General features: G+C 63.1%; 13 protein-coding genes and 1 pseudogene. 10 read left to right on the forward strand and 4 right to left on the reverse strand.

Annotated elements, in window-relative coordinates:
* The 4 genes and pseudogenes from B3H47_RS11140 to B3H47_RS11155 all read left to right on the forward strand — a co-directional run.
* Window positions 1-292 (forward strand): annotated as a pseudogene (locus tag B3H47_RS11140) (zinc ribbon domain-containing protein); the annotation flags it as partial.
* Window positions 293-347: 55 nt separating this feature from the next.
* The gene (locus B3H47_RS11145; protein ID WP_276706280.1) at window positions 348-1,469 is read left to right on the forward strand and encodes a zinc ribbon domain-containing protein; all 1,122 of its coding nucleotides are present in this window, start codon (window positions 348-350) and stop codon (window positions 1,467-1,469) included.
* 176 nt (window positions 1,470-1,645) lie between these two features.
* Window positions 1,646-2,209, forward strand: coding sequence for a zinc ribbon domain-containing protein (locus tag B3H47_RS11150; protein ID WP_276706278.1), 564 nt, complete (start codon window positions 1,646-1,648; stop codon window positions 2,207-2,209).
* Between the two features lie 28 nt (window positions 2,210-2,237).
* Complete coding sequence (locus tag B3H47_RS11155; RefSeq protein WP_276706276.1) at window positions 2,238-4,526, forward strand: patatin-like phospholipase family protein; 2,289 nt, start codon at window positions 2,238-2,240, stop codon at window positions 4,524-4,526.
* On the opposite strand, the gene yihA is transcribed toward B3H47_RS11155, so the two are convergent.
* Window positions 4,507-5,199 (reverse strand): ribosome biogenesis GTP-binding protein YihA/YsxC, encoded by a 693-nt coding sequence (gene yihA, locus B3H47_RS11160; protein ID WP_276706318.1) that lies wholly within the window; start codon window positions 5,197-5,199, stop codon window positions 4,507-4,509. The two genes, B3H47_RS11155 and yihA, sit on opposite strands and share 20 nt — an antisense overlap.
* 216 nt (window positions 5,200-5,415) lie before the next feature.
* On the opposite strand from yihA, the gene B3H47_RS11165 reads away from it, so the two are divergent.
* The 5 genes from B3H47_RS11165 (at window position 5,416) to B3H47_RS11185 (ending at window position 12,214) form a co-directional block, all read left to right on the forward strand.
* A complete protein-coding gene (locus tag B3H47_RS11165) occupies window positions 5,416-6,132 on the forward strand; it encodes a c-type cytochrome (protein ID WP_013104904.1) in 717 nt (238 codons plus the stop codon).
* Window positions 6,133-6,540: 408 nt separating this feature from the next.
* Entirely contained in the window at window positions 6,541-8,760 is a 2,220-nt protein-coding gene (locus B3H47_RS11170) for a cytochrome c biogenesis protein ResB (protein WP_013104905.1), read from the forward strand.
* A 112-nt stretch (window positions 8,761-8,872) separates the two neighbouring features.
* Window positions 8,873-10,237, forward strand: a complete 1,365-nt coding sequence (ccsB, locus tag B3H47_RS11175) for a c-type cytochrome biogenesis protein CcsB (protein ID WP_414718243.1) — start codon at window positions 8,873-8,875, stop codon at window positions 10,235-10,237.
* Between the two features lie 223 nt (window positions 10,238-10,460).
* Entirely contained in the window at window positions 10,461-11,477 is a 1,017-nt protein-coding gene (gene msrP, locus B3H47_RS11180; RefSeq protein WP_276706272.1) for a protein-methionine-sulfoxide reductase catalytic subunit MsrP, read from the forward strand.
* A 5-nt stretch (window positions 11,478-11,482) separates the two neighbouring features.
* Window positions 11,483-12,214 (forward strand): sulfite oxidase heme-binding subunit YedZ, encoded by a 732-nt coding sequence (locus tag B3H47_RS11185; RefSeq protein WP_276706270.1) that lies wholly within the window; start codon window positions 11,483-11,485, stop codon window positions 12,212-12,214.
* Here B3H47_RS11185 and lysA read toward each other — a convergent pair.
* Complete coding sequence (gene lysA, locus B3H47_RS11190) at window positions 12,187-13,479, reverse strand: diaminopimelate decarboxylase (RefSeq protein WP_276706269.1); 1,293 nt, start codon at window positions 13,477-13,479, stop codon at window positions 12,187-12,189. The two genes, B3H47_RS11185 and lysA, sit on opposite strands and share 28 nt — an antisense overlap.
* A gap of 68 nt (window positions 13,480-13,547) precedes the next feature.
* Window positions 13,548-13,706, reverse strand: coding sequence for an LPS translocon maturation chaperone LptM (gene lptM, locus B3H47_RS11195; RefSeq protein ID WP_079668451.1), 159 nt, complete (start codon window positions 13,704-13,706; stop codon window positions 13,548-13,550).
* A 25-nt stretch (window positions 13,707-13,731) separates the two neighbouring features.
* Here lptM and cyaY point away from each other — a divergent pair, with 25 nt between their 5' ends.
* Window positions 13,732-14,058 (forward strand): iron donor protein CyaY, encoded by a 327-nt coding sequence (gene cyaY, locus B3H47_RS11200; protein WP_013104910.1) that lies wholly within the window; start codon window positions 13,732-13,734, stop codon window positions 14,056-14,058.
* 12 nt (window positions 14,059-14,070) lie between these two features.
* Here cyaY and B3H47_RS11205 read toward each other — a convergent pair whose 3' ends face one another.
* Window positions 14,071-16,440: a penicillin-binding protein 1A gene (locus B3H47_RS11205; protein WP_276706265.1), complete on the reverse strand. Its 2,370-nt coding sequence runs from the start codon at window positions 16,438-16,440 to the stop codon at window positions 14,071-14,073.
* Between the last annotated feature and the right edge of the window lie 276 nt (window positions 16,441-16,716).

The following is a 16,716-nucleotide window of genomic DNA, read 5'->3' on the forward strand; positions in this document are numbered from 1 at the left end:
AGCGCCCGTTGCTGCGCCTGCGCGCCCTGCGCCGCCAGCGCCTCAGCCGACGCAGGCCCGCGCGCCCGTCGCAGAGCCCGTGCCTCACGCCGCATCACCCAAGCCGACGGGACGGGTCGAAGCCCTGCGCGCTGCGCTTGCGGCCTGCCAGACCAAGGGTAATTTTTTCACCCAGCAACTCTGCATTCAGGAAACGCGCTGGAAGTATTGCGGCGCGCCGCTGTCGCCCGATCCGCTGTGGGGCAAGATTCCCGAATGCCCCAATTCGTCGTCGGAACAGAACAATCCGTGAGAGCCTGTACCGGGTTTGACCCGACCAAATTTCACCACCGTCCAGGGAGGACATCATGACCGTGAAAACCACCAACAACCTCGGCGTGCTGCTGCGCAGCTACGAGGCGCTGCACAACTGGCGCGCGCTGGCCATGCTGGCGGGCAGCTTCGTGCTCGGCGGGCTGGCCATCAGCGGCGGCGCGGCGGCGGGCATGAGCTCGGGCAGCGCCGCAGTATCGATGCTGATGGGGCTGCTGGGCGCGATCATCATCATCGTGGGCATGAATGCCAGCGGGCTGATGCTGGTCGATCAGGCGTATGACCAGCCGATCCGCGGTTTCGCCCCGGCGTTTCTGGGCGGGGTGCAGGCGGCGCTCTACGTCATCGGGCTGCTGATTCTGCTCGGCCTGGGGTTTGGCGTGATTCTGCTGGCGGCTTATCTGCTGTCGCTGTTCGGCCGCATTCCGGGCATTGGCGGGTTTCTCGGTTTTCTCCTCGGCGGGCCTTTGGTCGTGGTGGTGGCGCTGGCTTACGCCGTGCTGCTGCTCGCCGGGCCGCTGATGATTGCGGCGGTCTGGCATGGCGAGGGTTTCATCGCCAGCCTGTCGCGCGCCGTGGGCATCGTCACCCAGCGGCCGCTGGAAGTGTTCATGCACTTTCTGGTACTGGGGCTGCTGGTGTTCCCGGCTGTGGCGTTCATTTTTGCCGTGGTGTTCGTGGGCAGCATGTTCGTCGGCGGATTTTTTGCCGCGGGGGGCTTCGGTGGTATGGGCGGTATGGGGGGCTTCGGTGGCTTCGGTGGCATGCGCGGCATGGAAGGTGTGGCGCTGGGCGGCGCGGGCCTGTCGATCGGCTTGGTGTGGTTTCTCGCCTGGTCGGTGGTGAGCCTGATCTATGTGCTGGGCATGATCTTCGTATACCGGGCGGTGAGTGAAGGCGTGGAGTCGGCCGGGTCTGAGCAGATTGGGCAGAAGCTGGCCCAGTTCAAACAGAAGCTCGACGACTACAAGCCACGCCCCGCGCCTGTCGCGCCGCCGCCCCCGGCTCCGTCGGCTCCTCCGGCCGAACCTCCCGCTCCATCACCGGAGCCGCCTTCCACCGCCCAGTCGGCCGACACCACGCATTGCCCGGCCTGCGGCGCCGCCGTGCACCCGGACGATGTGTTTTGCGGTAGTTGCGGTCATCGGCTCAAGTAAACACGCTCCCTGAAGCCAGGGAGGCCGGAAAATCGCCTGCCAACATCCACCCAACCCATTGCCATGAGTTACGAATTCTCCGACCGAAGTCAGGCGCTGAATCTGCCCAATCCCTACCGCATCGAAAACCTGTTTCTCTACTTTGCGGCAGCGGCGCTGTTGGGGCGGGGCTGAGCGTGGCGGCGGTGTATGCTCTGTGGGGGCGCTACGACTTTCGTTCCACCGTGGTCTGGGTCGATATTCAGGGCAGCTATGAATCGGCGCGCATGGAAATGGGCAATGTGCTGGCCGATCGGCTCAAGACAGAAAAAGACGTCATCAACATCGAGGCCATGACCTTGCGGGTCTGGGCTTCCGAGATCGACACCGTGCTGTTCGAGCGCACCGGCCCGCGACAGGTGCTGGCCATGCGCGGGCTGCCCGACGTGGCGCGTGGCATGGCGGGCGAGTTGCGCGGCTTTGGCCAGGAACGCCCCACCTTGATCGCGCCGCAGTCCAGCCTCGATGCGGAGCGCGCGGCGCATATCGGGAAGTTCAATCAGTTGCTCGGCGGCGGCGCGGAGTCGGCCGCGGTGCTGCCCGCGGCGACCGCTCAGGCCTTGGGGCTGATGCCCGCCACACCGGCGGCCGAATCTGCCTCGACGACGCCGTCGCTGAAAGGGCGGTTCTGTTCGCAATGTGGCGCGCAGACGGCTCCGGAAGATCGGTTTTGCGGCTCTTGCGGAAACGCTTTGGCCTGAGTGCCAGGTAAGGGCCGAGAAAGTTCGCATGCGGCAATTTCCGGGCTACAGGCGGATTCGGGGCGCGGCGGCTGCGTGCCTGATCGGGGTGCTGGTCGTCGGCGGCTTGTCGCTGCTGCCTGCCGTCGCTCAAACACCTTCCGCGCCCGCGCTTGCACCCACCGTCGTGCCCGGCAAGACCTGTCTCGTGCTCTCGGGCGGCGGGGCGCGGGGGCTGGCGCACATCGGCGCGCTACAGGCTTTGCAGCAACTGCGCGTGCCGATCGACTGCATCGCCGGCACCAGCATGGGCGCCATCATCGGCGGGCTGTATGCCGAGGGCGTGTCGGTGGATGTGCTGCGCAGTCAGGTTTCGGGCATGGACTGGGCCAGCGTGCTCTCCAGTCGCCCGGCGCGCGAAGGGCTGGCCTTCCGCCGCAAACGGGCCGACGAGCAAATGCCCGGCGGCATCGAGTTCGGGTTGAGCGATCACGGACAGGTGCAGTTTCCCAACGCAGCGGTCAACACCACCCAGCTTGAGCAGGTGCTGACCAATCTCACCCTGCCCGCGCTGACCGTGCGCGATTTCAACGATCTGCCGATCCCCTTCCGCGCCGTGGCGACCAATATGGTGACGGGCAAGAAGGTCATCCTGCAGCAGGGCGTGCTGGCCACGGCGCTGCGCGCGAGCATGTCGGTGCCGGGGGTGTTTCCGCCCACCGAGTTTGGCGGTGCCTTGCTGGGCGATGGCGGACTGGTGGACAACTTGCCGGTGGATGTGGCGCGCGACATGGGGGCGCAGCATGTGGTGGCGATCAATATCGGCACGCCGCTGGCATCGCGCGAGTCGCTCGACAACATCGTCGGGCTGACCTCGCAGATGATCAATATTCTGATCGAGCAGAACATCCGCGCACAGATCGCCACGCTCAAGCCGGGCGACGTGCTCATCTCGCCCGACCTCGGCGACCTGTCCTCGCTCGATTTTCAGGCGGGCGACCGCGCCATCAAAATCGGCTATGACGCGGTGATGGCCGCCCGCGCGCAGCTCGAACCGCTGGCCTTGCCGCCCGCGCAGTACGCGCAGTGGCGCGACGCCTTCGCCCGCCGGGCGCAGTCGCTGGTGGCGCAGTTGCAGTTCAACGCGCCGCTGGCCGGGGTGGAAGTGCGCGGGCTGTCTGCGGGCATCGATCAAACCTTGAAAGCCCGGCTGGAGCAAAAGCCCGGCGAGCCGCTGCAGTTCGACAAAGTGCGCACCGATGTCGATCGTCTCTTCGGCAGCGGCGATTTTTCGCGGGTGGATTACCGCCTGGTCTCCGGTCGGCGCGGACAGGTGCTCGAATATCGCCTGCAGGACAAGCCCTGGGGCCCCAACTATCTGCGCTTCGGGCTCGGGCTCTATACCGATCTGCGCAACCAGTCGCGGTTTTCGCTGCAGCTCTCGCAGCGGCGGCCCTGGCTCAACAGTCTGGGCGGCGAGTGGCGTAACGATCTGCAGATCGGCTGGCGCAACCGCTGGATGTCCGAGCTGTACCAGCCCATCACGCGCGGTGGCTGGCTGTTCGTCTCACCTTATCTCGATCTGGACGCGCGGCCCGTCGATGTGTATTCCGGCAACAACCCCGTGCTGCGCTACCGCCTCACCACGCAGCGCGTGGGCCTCGATCTGGGCGTGCCCCTGGGCGACTATGGCGAATTGCGCGCCGGTCTGAGCCGGGCGAACATCTACGGCACCTATTTGCTCGGAACGCCGCCGCTGAACAACAGCAGCGCCCTGCTGCGCGAAGGCGGCATGCGGCTGCTGGTGCTGGCCGACCGGCTCGATCATGCCTACTTTCCCCGCAAAGGATGGAGCGGGCGGGGCGAGCTGTTTTTTGCCCGCACCGCGCTGGGCAGCGATGCCAATTACGACCGCATCGACCTCTCCGGGCAAGACGTCGCCAGCTTCGGGCGGCACACCGTGGAGGTGGCGGCCCGGGTGGCCAGCTTCCGCGACCGCGCCGGGCTGCTCAATCTCGACTACCTCTCGCTCGGCGGCTTCGACGCGCTGGGCGGCTATCGCGAGGGCCAGCTCATCGGCAACTATCTGATCTATGGCCGCATCGGCTATCGCTACGAACTGGTCACGCCCGGACTGTTTGGCGGCGCCGCTTATCTTGGGCTGGCCTACGAGCGCGGCAACACCTGGGCGCAGCGCGCGCAGGTCAGCCTGAGCGATCTGCGTTCGAGCACCAGTGTGTATCTCGGCACTGATACGCCGCTGGGCCCGGTGTATTTCGGCCTGGGCAAGGCGCCAGGGCAGAAAGTCAACTTCTATCTCACTCTGGGTCGTCCGTGAGGCCGCTCGCCGCGCCGGACTGCCGGTCGGATTCGGAACCTTCTACTGGCCGCGCAGCCTCCTCCAGCCAGCTTTCAATGAGTTGCGACGCCGATTCAACGCCCGACAGCTTGGTGGCTGAAAACAGTTGCAGCGAAATCGGCGCCGTCATGCCCACCGCCTGCGCGTGCTGCGCGAGTTGATCGCGTGCCGCCTGCGCGGCGCGCTGTCCCTCCTGACGGTTGAGCTTGTCGGCCTTGGTCAGCAGCACATGCAGCGGCACGCTGGCCGGGGCCATGAAAGCCAGCAGGCTCAGATCGGTTTCGGTCAGCCCCAGGCGCGAATCGGCCAGCAGTATCAGCCCGACCAGCGGCCCGCGCTCGGCCAGATACTGGGCGAGAAACAATTGCCAGCGCTTTTTGTCGGTTTTGGCCACCGCCGCATAGCCGTAGCCCGGCAGATCGACCAGCAATCCGCTGGGTGAGTCTTTAGGGCCGACGGCGAAAAAATTGATGTGCTGGGTACGGCCGGGCGTTTTGGAGGCGAACGCCAGTTGCCGCTGCTGGCACAGGGTGTTGATTGCCGTGGATTTGCCCGCGTTGGAGCGGCCGACAAAAGCGATTTCAGGCAGCCCGGTAACGGGCAGGTTCTCCATCGAAGAACTCGTCACCATAAAACGCGCACTGTGGAGCAAGGGGCTGAAACGCACCTGCGGGGGGGTTGACCTGCTGGAATTCCCTATATTCGCCATAACTTATGTATCGGTAGGATGCGCCATCTTGTGCAAACAGGCTGGCCGGGTGCAGCAAAGGGCTGCGCTCTCGCCGGTGTCCGAGCCGCGCGGCGCAGTGCATTGTCGCTGTTTGTCACTGTTAGTCCGGCGCGGGCGAATTTCTGATGGATCGCTTTCATGCCTACCCCTTCGGTTGCAGTGCGCGTTGTCTTGACTCTTGCCGGCCTGTCGCTGGCGTCTGCTCCATCGTGGGGCGCAGACGCCCCGGCGGCGACGGCGTCCAGCGTCAGCGAAACTTCCTTTCCCGCGCCCACGTCGGCGCAGCTTCAGGCGGGCGCCAAGGTGGCGCAGACCTGCGCTGCCTGCCACGGCATCGACGGCAACGCCACTTCGACCGAATTTCCCAAACTGGCCGGCCAGCATGCCGACTATCTGGTCAAGCAGTTGCACGACTATCGCATCGCCAAGGGCGCCAAACACCCGGCGCGGGTCAACGCCATCATGAATGGCATGGCGGCAACGCTGACCGACGCGCAAATCCGAGATGTCGCGCTGTATTACAGCCGCCAGACCTTCAAGCCCGGGGTGGCCTTTGCCGACAAAAAAGAGTTGAAACTCGGCCAGGCGATCTGGATGGCGGGCATTCCCGACCGGGCCGTACCGGCGTGCGTATCGTGCCACGGCCCGGGCGGCGCGGGCATGCCTTCGCGCTATCCGCGTATCGGCGGGCAGTGGCAGGGCTACCTGGAAATGGAACTGCAGATGTTCCGCAACGACCGCCGCACCAACAGCCCGGAAATGCACGACATCGCCTCGCGCATGACCGACAAGCAGATCACCGCCGTGGCCGAGTATGCGGCTGGCTTGCGCGCTCCGTCCGAGTTGCCGCGCTGAATCGGGCCGCGCCTCCAGCCGAAAGGCGGCCGATACGCTCTGTTACCGGAACTTTCGCCCGCCGGGCATGCTCTGTCCTACGGCGAGACCAAGGGTGAGAGTCAGGGGCCGATGGTTTGGGTTTGGCTTGAAATGACCCGGCACGAACGGCCGCTCGCTCTGCGGAAAACCACGCTGCCCCAGCCTGGCGCATGACACCTCTGGCCTGTGGGATATCAAATTTGAGGTTTTTCTGTTTTGTTATATTGATTCGTTGATTTTTTCAAGCTATTGCATTTGTCATACCTGTCTTCGATGCTGTCCACCTACCCTTTTGCGGGGTGCCGCTGGGTGGTCTGATTCATCAAAGTCCGGCCTACCGATTTCCCATCGATCGCTAATCGTTCGCTGCGCCAAGTTTCCCACCGTATGTCTGCCACCCCATCGCCAGTTCCCAACACCACTCTGAGTACCTCCGGCTGGGAGCTGCAGCACGGCTCACGCGCCTGGCGCGCCTTTGTCGAACTGCTTTCGTCGATGCGCTTCGCCATTGCGCTGCTGGTGATCGTCGCCGTCGCCAGCATCATCGGCACGGTGCTCACCCAGGGACAGCCCTACAACAATTACATCAACCAGTTCGGACCGTTCTGGGCGGAAGTGTTCCGCAAGTTCGAGCTATATAACGTCTATTCCTCCTGGTGGTTCCTGCTGATCCTGACCTTTCTGGTGGTGTCCACCAGCCTGTGCCTGATCCGCAATACGCCCAAGATCATCACCGATCTGAAGACCTATAAAGAGGGGATGCGCGAGCAGAGCATGCGTCACTTCCACGAGCGCGGCGAAACCACGTTCACCGATGGCCGCGCGGCCACCGTGGCGCATTTGACGGGCGTCATGAAGAGCCACGGCTACAAGTTCAAGGTGCAGGAGCGTCCTGCGGCGCAGGAGGGCGGTGCGGGCGCCACCATGATCGCTGCGAAGACCGGAGGCATCAACCGCATTGGTTATGTGCTGGCGCATGCCGCATTCGTGCTGATCTGCGTGGGCGCGCTGTTCGATGGCGACATGATGATCAAGGCGCAGATGTGGATGTTCGGCAAAGAGCCGCTCAAGGCCAATATGCTGTTGTCGCAGGTGCCCGAGATCAACAAGCTGTCGGTGCACAACCCGACCTTTCGCGGCAATCTGCAGATTCCCGATGGCGGCGAATCGAATATGGCAGTGCTCAGCATGGGCGACGGCGTGTTGCTGCAGCCGCTGCCGTTCAACATCCATTTGAAAAAGTTCAATATCGACTTCTATTCCACCGGCATGCCGCGCTTGTTCGCCAGTGATGTGGTGATCACCGATCCCCGCACGGGCAAGAGCTTTCCGGCGAAGATCGAGGTCAACCATCCGTTGACGTATGACGGCGTCACCATCTTCCAGTCGGGCTTCGCCGATGGCGGATCTGAACTGTTCCTCAAGGCCTGGCCGATGCACGGCCCCAGCGACAAGACCTTCGATCTGACCGGCACCGTGGGCTCGGATCGCCAGCTCAGCAATGGGGCGCAGAGCATGCAGGTCGAGTTCACTGAACTGCGAATCTTCAACGTGCAGGACATGAGCCCGGCGCAGATGACCGGCGTCAAGCCCAAGGAGCAATCCTTCATGTCCGGCTTCGATCGGCACCTGGGCGCACCCGTGGCCGCGCCGGGTGAGCGGCATCTGCAGAACATCGGCCCCGCGGTGATCTACAAGATTCGCGATGCTTCGGGTCAGGCGCACGAGTATTTCAACTACATGTTGCCGGTTGAGCTCAATGGCGAAAAGGTGTTCCTCGCCGGGGAGCGCGGTTCGCTTGACGCGGGTTACAAATATCTGCGCATACCGGCCGACAGCAATGATTCCATCGATGGCTGGATGCGGTTCCGCGCCGCCTTGTTCAACTCGAAAGATCGTCAGGAGGCCGCAGCCCAGTACGTCGCCGCGTCTTTGCCGCCAGACGCGACTGCCGAGCTGAAAAATCAACTCCTGGTAACCGCCTCGCGCACGTTGGATATTTTTGCGGGCGAAATTCCTAACGATCCCAAAACCGGCAAGCCGGTGGTTCAGGCGCCCGGCGGCCTGCCCGCGCTCGCGCAGTATCTCGAAGCCGCCGTGCCGCAAGACAAGCAGCAGCAGGCGTCCGACGTGTTCGTGCGCATTCTGAACGGCACGCTGTGGCAGCTCTGGCAGATCAGCCGCGAAAACCATGGCGAAAAGCCGGTCACTCAAGACCCGGCGCATGAAAAATTCTTCGACTCGGCCGTACTCGCCCTGTCCGACACCTTTTTCTATCCGTCTCCGCTCTATCTGCAGATGACCAATTACAAGCAGATCCAGGCCAGCATCTTCCAGGTGGCGCGCGCCCCTGGCAAGGTCGTGGTCTATACCGGCGCGGTCTTGCTCATTCTTGGCGTATTTGCCATGCTTTACATCCGTGAACGCCGCGTCTGGTTTTTGGTGAAAGACCGGGAAGACGGCGGCAGCGACACCCTCATGGCCATGAGCACCAACCGTCGCACCATGGAATACAAGAAGGAATTTGAAACACTGCGCACAGCCAGTCTGGGCGTAGCATCACCCGACCCGGCGAAAGCACAATCGCCGGACACTGCCTCGACCTGAATAGGGACCCGCCATGGAACTTGCCAGCAAATCCCATAGCTTGCCACTGAACTCCAAGAGTTCGGAACCTCCGCGCCAGAACGGCATCGGTGCTTACTTGCGCCGACGCTCCATGTATGACTGGATTTTTCTACTGCTCATCGCCGGTGGTGATGCGTATGTGCTGAGCCAGTACGGCCAGAACATGAACTATTACGTCAAGCTCATTTTCCTGGGAGCGACGACGACGTTGATGTTCCTCGGATGGGGGTGGACGGCCATCAAGAATCTGGCGCTTGTCGTCACGGGCCTGTCGCTCTTCGGCATCTGGCTGTATCAGGGGCCGGATGGGCACGCCGTGCTGGCGCGCAGTGAACAGGTGTTTTTCCTCAAGTACTTCCTTGCCAGCCAGTCTGCGATTCTGTGGATGGCGTTCCTGATGTTCCTGAGCACCGCAGCCTACTGGTTCGGCATGTTCACCGGCCCGGCGCAGAATACCGCAGCAGGCATGGCGCTGGCCGGCGCAGGCGGGGCGATGGCAGGCGGCGGCGACGGTATGGTGCGCGACGCCAAGGGCTGGCAGTCCAATTTCTCGCAGTACTTCGGTTCGCGTCTGGCCTGGGTGGGCATCACCATGGCGCTGGTCGGCACCATGATGCGCTGGTATGAGAGCTATCAGATCGGGCCGGACATCGGCCACATCCCGCTGTCGAACCTGTACGAAGTGTTCGTGCTGTTCTCCTGGCTGACCACCATTCTGTATCTGTATTTCGAGCAGAAATACAAGACCCGCAGCATGGGCGCCTTCGCCATGCTGGTGGTCAGCGCCGCGGTGGGCTTCCTGCTGTGGTACAGCATGGTGCAGAACGCCTATGAAATTCAGCCGCTGGTGCCTGCGTTGCAAAGCTGGTGGATGAAGCTGCACGTCCCGGCGAACTTCATCGGTTACGGCACCTTCGCCATCGCGGCCATGGTCGGGTTCGCTTACCTCATCAAGACCCATGCCAACGAGACTTCCTTGTGGAAGCTCACGCCGCTGTGGCTGATCGGCTTTGTGATGTTCTTCGAGCCGCTGGTGTTCCGTCAGGGCGGCATCTCCGAGTACTGGGGCGTGTTCGCCGGTGTCTCGGCGCTGATCGTGGCCGGTATTCTGTATGGCCGCCGTCGCATCGCCTCGCATCTGCCCTCGCTGGAAGTGATGGATGACGTGATGTACAAGTCCATCGCCATCGGCTTCACCTTTTTCACCATCGCCACCATTCTGGGTGCGCTGTGGGCCGCCGAGGCCTGGGGCGGCTACTGGAGCTGGGACCCGAAGGAAACCTGGGCGCTGATCGTCTGGCTGAACTACGCCGCATGGCTGCACATGCGCCTCATCAAGGGTCTGCGCGGTCAGGTTGCCGCGTGGTGGGCGCTGACCGGCCTGCTGGTCACCACCTTCGCCTTCCTCGGCGTGAACATGTTCCTCTCGGGCCTGCATTCCTACGGCAAGCTGTGAGATGAACTAGCGACGCAAAAAAAGGCCCTTCGGGGCCTTTTTTATTGGAAGTAGCCATGAAGAAAAACCTCCTTCACACCCCAATCCCCTCAGAGCAGGCGGGGATGGCGTTGCACTGTAAGGTTCGGCGTGTTGCAGCGACTATCCGCTGTCGCGATGGAATAAGGTCGCCCGATCTGCCGTCTATCGAACGGCATACCAGCCCGCCGCACAGGAGCGCATCATGAGCAAGCGTCAAGACCAAGGTTTTGAACACCCGCATTCTTCGGAAATCACGCCGAAAGAAGTCTATAAAGATCGTCGGCACTTTCTCGCTGCGGCCGGAGTCGGCGCCGCGGCAGGCGTTGCGGCGCTCACTGCACATCGTGCGCAGGCGACCGCAACACCTGTGCACGGCGGCCTGCCCGCACCGGGCAAGTTGCCTGCGCTGGCCGCGCAAAAAAACACCGCCCTGTCCACCACGCAGGCGACGACGCCTTACAAGGACGTCACGACCTACAACAATTTCTACGAATTCGGTACGAGCAAGAGCGATCCGTCCCAGAATGCCGGCAGTCTGAAGACCCGGCCGTGGACCGTGGTGGTGGAGGGCGAGGTGCACAAGCCGCGCACCTTCGGCATCGACGATCTGCTCAAGCTCGCGCCGATGGAAGAGCGCATCTACCGCCATCGTTGCGTCGAGGGTTGGGCGATGGTGGTGCCCTGGCTGGGCTATTCGCTCTCCAACCTGCTCAAGGCCGTCGAGCCCACGGGCAACGCCAAGTATGTGGAATACATCACCTTGCTCGACCCGGCGGAGATGCCGGGACAGAACGACCCCATTCTGCAATGGCCGTATCTCGAAGGGCTGCGCATGGACGAGGCCATGCACCCGCTCACTCTGCTCACGTTTGGCCTTTATGGCGAAGTGCTGCCCAATCAGGACGGCGCGCCGATGCGCATGGTCATTCCCTGGAAATACGGGTTCAAGGGCGGCAAGTCCATCGTCAAGATTCGGCTGGTGGAAAAGCAGCCCGTCACTTCGTGGATGCGAGCCGTGCCGCAGTGGTACGGGTTCTACTCCAACGTCAACCCCGACGTGAGCCCGCAGAACTGGAGCCAGGCCAATGAACGCATGATCGGACAGGGTGGCGCCTTCGGCGGCCTGTTCGCGCCGCGCATTCCCACGCAACTGTTCAACGGCTATGGCGCGCAGGTCGCCAGCCTGTATCAGGGCATGAATCTGAAAAAGTTTTTCTGAGCGCCATGACTACCGCGTCGTTGCTCTCTCTGCCGCGTCGGGTCTTTCGCAGCCGGGCGGTCAAGCCGCTGTTGTTCGTGCTGTGCCTGCTGCCTTTCGCCGGTTTGTTCTGGCGCGGCTGGACCAACGATCTGGGGCCCAACCCTGAACAGACCGTGATCTGGACCACCGGCCTTTGGGCGCTGCGACTGCTGCTGATCACCCTGTCGGTCACGCCCTTGCGCAAGCTCACCGGATGGGCCGAGCTGGCGCGCTTTCGGCGGATGTTCGGCTTGTTCGTGTTTTTCTACGCGCTGCTGCACTTCACCGCGTGGCTGGGCCTGGTCAACGGTTTCAGCGTAGATATGGCCTTGCGCGATGTGGTCAAACATCCCTTTGTGCTCGCCGGAATGACCGCCTTATTGCTGATGACCCCGCTGGCGCTGACCTCCACCAACGGCATGATCCGCCGTCTCGGCGCCCGCCGCTGGCAGGCCTTGCACCGTCTGGTTTACCTGGTCGGCGTGGTGGCGGTGTTCCACTTCTGGTGGGGCAAGCTGGCGAAGAACAATACCGCCAGCCCCACGGTCTATGCGCTGATTCTCGCGCTGCTGCTGGGGCTGCGGCTGTGGTGGGCCTGGCGGGCGGCGCTGGCTCGCCGCGCTCAACTGCACCGTGCAAGAGCTATCGATGATCAGAGCAACGATCCGGCCGGAAAACAGGTCGGCAATCAGGGCAAGAGCAGTTCGCTGGCATAGAGTTGTTCGGGCGTTTCGCGCGGGCGAATCAGCGTGGCGGTGGCGCCGTCGATCATGACTTCGGCAGGTCGGCCGCGGCTGTTGTAGTTGGACGCCATCACCATGCCGTAGGCGCCGCTCGACAAAATGGCCAGCAGATCGCCTTCCGCCAGCACCAGCGCGCGGTCGCGCGCCAGCCAGTCGGCCGATTCGCACACCGGGCCGACGATGTCGTATTTCAAGGCGCTGCCTTCCCTTTGCTCGGTAGGGACGACGGCCTGCTCGGCCGAGTAAAGCGCGGGGCGGATCAGATCGTTCATGCCAGCATCGACCACGGCAAAGTGCTTGACCGGGGTGGATTTGAGAAACAGGGTGCGCGTGAGCAGCACGCCGGCATTGCCGACGATGGAACGACCGGGCTCGATCACGATGGTGCGATGACCGAAACCGCGCGCCGAGATGCGCGCTAGCAGCGGGCTCAGCCACTCCTGCGGCGTTGGCGGGGTTTCGTCGGTGTAGCGGATGCCCAGACCGCCGCCGAGATCAATGTGCTCGATTTTCGCGCCCTTTCGCTCCATCTGCTCCACCAGATCGAGCACCTTGTCCAGCGCGTCCAGATAGGGTTCGACGGTCGTGATCTGCGAGCCGATGTGGCAGGCGATGCCCACCAGTTGCACTTGCTCGAACTGCGCAGTCTGCAGCGCAAGTTGCGCAGCCTGATCTTGCGAGATGCCGAATTTGTTGGTTTTCAGGCCCGTGGAAATATAGGGATGCGTACCGGCGTCGACGTCCGGGTTGACGCGCAGCGCCACACGCGCCACTTTGCCCGCGGCCTGTGCGACCCGGTTGAGTGCGGCCAACTCGCTGGGCGACTCGACGTTGAAGCACTCCACGCCTACATCGAGCGCAAAGCGCATATCGTCGGCCGACTTGCCCACGCCGGAAAACACCACCTTGCACGCTTCGCCCCCTGCAGCTAATACCCGTTTGAGTTCACCCGCCGAAACGATGTCGAAGCCCCAGCCCAGGCGCGCGAGCAGCTGCAGCACCGCCAGGTTGGAGTTCGCCTTCACCGCGTAACGCAGGGCGACATGCACCGAGCTGGCCTGCGCCGCTTGGCTATAGCGTTGCGCCGCCTCTTCGATCGAGGCGCGCGAATAGACATAGGTCGGGGTGCCGAATTCAGCCGCCACGGCAGAGGCGGTGACTTGCTCGATCTTCAAGGTCGAGCCGACATAGGCGATGTGGGGATGCCCAGGCAGGGCAGGGAGGAGCAAGGTCTTCATCAAGGCGTCCGAAAAAGGGCGGCAAACAAACGTGGCAAGCAATTGCAGCAAACCGAGGCAGCCAACCCTCAGCGCGGCGCGGCAGAGGCTGAATGCGCTGGGGCGGGCGTGGGCAGGTACAAGGGGCCGGTCTGTCCGCAGCCGCCCAGCAAAACAACCACCCCGAGCGCGGCCATCAGGCGTAGCAGTGGGCGCAGGTGTTGCGGTCGATTAAGCTTTGTGTCCATCGAAAATCAGTGTATCAGCCGCCCCATGTCCGACACGCTCGACGACACCCGTTATCTGCAGATTGCCGAACAGGCCATGGCCGCCATCGAAGCGGCCGCCGACGCCGCCGACCTCGATTCCAAACGCGACGGCTCCGTGCTGCGGCTGGAACTCGACAGCGGAGATCAGGTCATCATCAACCTGCAGCAGCCCACGCATCAGGTCTGGCTCGCCTCGCGCGCCGGAGCGCATCACTTTGTGTGGAGCGGCAGCCATTGGTGCGACACCCGCACCGGCGAAACGCTGGGCGCGGCGCTGCACCGGGTCATGCAGACGCTGGACGCGCCGTCTCTCGACTTGCCCACGCTGTAAGTCCGTCAGCGATCAATTACCTTTGAACAGATCGAGGATGGAGTCGCGCTCTTGCCGCGTGACCTCGGGAGGCGGCAGGGGCGCGTCCAGTCCGAGGCTGGCAACCCCGCCGCCATTGGCGAAGTTGCTGTACACGGGCTCGCCGTTTTCCACCACGATGCCCGGCGGTTGCGCATAGCTGGCAACCGGCACGTTCTGCAAAGCCGTCTGCATGTAGCGAATCCAGATCGGCAGGGCCAGCGCACCGCCGGTTTCCTTGTTGCCCAGTTTCTTCGGCGTGTCGTAGCCTACCCAGGCCACGCCCACCAAGCTGGGCTGGAAGCCGCAGAACCAGGCGTCGAGAAAGTCGTTGGTCGTGCCCGTCTTGCCGTAAAGGTCGGGGCGCTTGAGCGTCGCCTGTGCCCGCGCCGCGGTGCCCGAGCGCGTGACCTCCTGCAGCAGACTGTCCATGACATAGGCGTTGCGCGGCGAAATCACCCGCAGTTTTTCATCGCCCGCTTGCTGCGGCCGATCCTGAAACAGCACCTGCCCTTGGGAATCGGTGATCTTGCTGATCAAAAAAGGTTTGAGCAGATAGCCGCCGTTGGCAAACACGCTGTACGCACGCGCCATCTGCAAGGGCGTGACCGTGCCCGCGCCCAGCGCCAAGGTGAGGTAAGGCGGCTGGCGGCTGGCCTCGAAGCCAAAACGGGTGCTCCAGGTTTGCGCGAACTTCGGGCCGATGTGGTCGAGCACGCGGATGGCCACCATATTCTTCGACTGTGCCACGGCACGCCGCAGGCTGATCGGCCCCTCGTATTTGCCGTCATAATTTTTCGGCTCCCACGATTCGCCGCCTGTCTGCGCCGCGGAGAAAAATATCGGCGCGTCGTTGACCACGGTGAGCGGGGTGATGCCTTTTTCCAGCGCGGCCGAGTAGATGAAGGGCTTGAAACTCGATCCCGGTTGGCGCCAGGCCTGGGTGGCGTGATTGAACTTGTTGCGCGCGAAGTCCAGGCCGCCCACCATCGAAACGATGGCGCCATTATTCGGGTTCATCGACACGAAGGCCGACTGCACCTGCGGCAGTTGGGTGATGACCCATTGCCCTGGCCCATCCTCCGCCAGCCACACCACCGCCCCGGCGCGCAGCTTGATGGCGGGCTGCGCCTTGTCCGACAGCCCGAGTGCGCGCACCTGTCGCAACCCCGCGCCTGAGACGGTCACGATCTGTCCCGCCTCGGTCATCACTTTCACTTCGGCGGGCTTTGCGCTGAGCACCACGCTGCACACCATGTCGTCGGCTGCGACTCGGTCGGCGCAGGCCTGTTCGATCGCACCGGGAATCGCGTCCACCGCACCTGGTAGATCGATGAAGGCGTCAGGTCCGCGATACGGCTGGCGCAACTCGTAAGACAGTACGCCGCTCTGCACCGAGCGCCAGGCCGCCAGTTGATCGCGCAAGCGTATGGTCGTGTAAACATTTAATCCTCGCGTGTAGGCGGCTTCGTGGTAGCGGTCGAACACCATCTGACGCACCGTCTCCGTGATGTAGCCCGCATGCACATTGTCCTCCGTCTGCGCGGTGCGCAGCGCCAGCGGCTCGTCCCGGGCCTGTTGCGCCTGCGTCGGGGTGATCCAGCGCAGTTGCTGCAAGCGCGCGATCACATGCAACTGGCGCTGCCGCGCCCGCTGCGGGTTGCTGATGGGGTTGTAAGCCGAGGGCGCTTTGGGCAGACCTGCCAGCATCGCCATCTGCGCCAGGGAGAGCTGGTCGAGCGGTTTGGCGAAATAAGCCTGCGCGGCCGCAGCAAAACCGTAGGCCTTGCGGCCGAGGAAAATCTGATTCATGTAAAGCTGCAGAATCTGGTCCTTGCTCATCTGTTGCTCGATCTTCAGCGCCAACAGCACCTCGAACAACTTGCGGGTGAAGGTCTTGTCGCGCGACAGATAAAAATTGCGCGCCACCTGCATGGTGATGGTCGAGGCGCCCTGACTGCGCGAGCGCTCCAGATTCGCCAGCAGCGCACGAGCCACCCCGGGCCAATCGATGCCGCCGTGCTGATAGAAGCGGTCGTCTTCGGTGGCTAGCACCGCTTTTTTCATTAGATCGGGAATCTGTCCAATGGGCATGAACACCCGGCGCTCCTCGCCAAACTCGCCCAGCAGCGCGTTGTCCGCCGAATACACCCGCAGCGGCAACTGGGGTTGATAGTTCTGCAATTCCGAGATGTCAGGCAGTCGCGGCCAGCTGAGCGCCAGCACCAGCCCCACAACCAGCGCGGCCGCGATCAGCAGCCCCACGACCGTGACCACCAGGCCGATCAGGGCGCGCAGCCACCAGGGAGAGCGAGCGCGCGGGCGCGGCGTCGGAGAGGGCGAAGCGGTAGAGGAAGAACTCATCGAGGCGGGCGGACGCGAAGTTCCGCAGGAGGCTTACGCGGCTTGCGCGCAGTGGAGAAGGAGGCAGCCGCACGACCCACGAGCAAACGCTTGGAGAGGGCGGAAAGAAAATTTTGTTGCAAATTATAAAAATCCCCGCCGTTGTGCCGTAAGAAATCACAAATGCTCACCGCCTAGCCGTCGTGGGAGTTTTGCAACGTTTTTCGGATGGGCCGGGGTTTACACGTTAGTACATCAAGGACTTGTTGGTAGGATCGAAGAAAAAATCTGAGTTCG

The organism is Thiomonas sp. UBA7699 (genome assembly GCF_002482605.1).
GTDB classification, from domain to species: Bacteria; Pseudomonadota; Gammaproteobacteria; order Burkholderiales; family Burkholderiaceae_C; genus Thiomonas; species Thiomonas arsenitoxydans.

Excerpts from the sequence above, each read along its gene's own strand:
- B3H47_RS11145 (WP_276706280.1), top strand. The coding sequence starts at position 348 with ATGACCGTGAAAACCACCAACAACCTCGGCGTGCTGCTGCGCAGCTAC.
- B3H47_RS11155 (WP_276706276.1), top strand. The coding sequence starts at position 2,238 with ATGCGGCAATTTCCGGGCTACAGGCGGATTCGGGGCGCGGCGGCTGCG.
- B3H47_RS11165 (WP_013104904.1), top strand. The coding sequence starts at position 5,416 with ATGCCTACCCCTTCGGTTGCAGTGCGCGTTGTCTTGACTCTTGCCGGC.
- B3H47_RS11170 (WP_013104905.1), top strand. The coding sequence starts at position 6,541 with ATGTCTGCCACCCCATCGCCAGTTCCCAACACCACTCTGAGTACCTCC.
- ccsB (WP_414718243.1), top strand. The coding sequence starts at position 8,873 with ATGTATGACTGGATTTTTCTACTGCTCATCGCCGGTGGTGATGCGTAT.
- msrP (WP_276706272.1), top strand. The coding sequence starts at position 10,461 with ATGAGCAAGCGTCAAGACCAAGGTTTTGAACACCCGCATTCTTCGGAA.
- B3H47_RS11185 (WP_276706270.1), top strand. The coding sequence starts at position 11,483 with ATGACTACCGCGTCGTTGCTCTCTCTGCCGCGTCGGGTCTTTCGCAGC.
- lysA (WP_276706269.1), bottom strand. The coding sequence starts at position 13,479 with ATGAAGACCTTGCTCCTCCCTGCCCTGCCTGGGCATCCCCACATCGCC.
- lptM (WP_079668451.1), bottom strand. The coding sequence starts at position 13,706 with ATGGACACAAAGCTTAATCGACCGCAACACCTGCGCCCACTGCTACGC.
- cyaY (WP_013104910.1), top strand. The coding sequence starts at position 13,732 with ATGTCCGACACGCTCGACGACACCCGTTATCTGCAGATTGCCGAACAG.
- B3H47_RS11205 (WP_276706265.1), bottom strand. The coding sequence starts at position 16,440 with ATGAGTTCTTCCTCTACCGCTTCGCCCTCTCCGACGCCGCGCCCGCGC.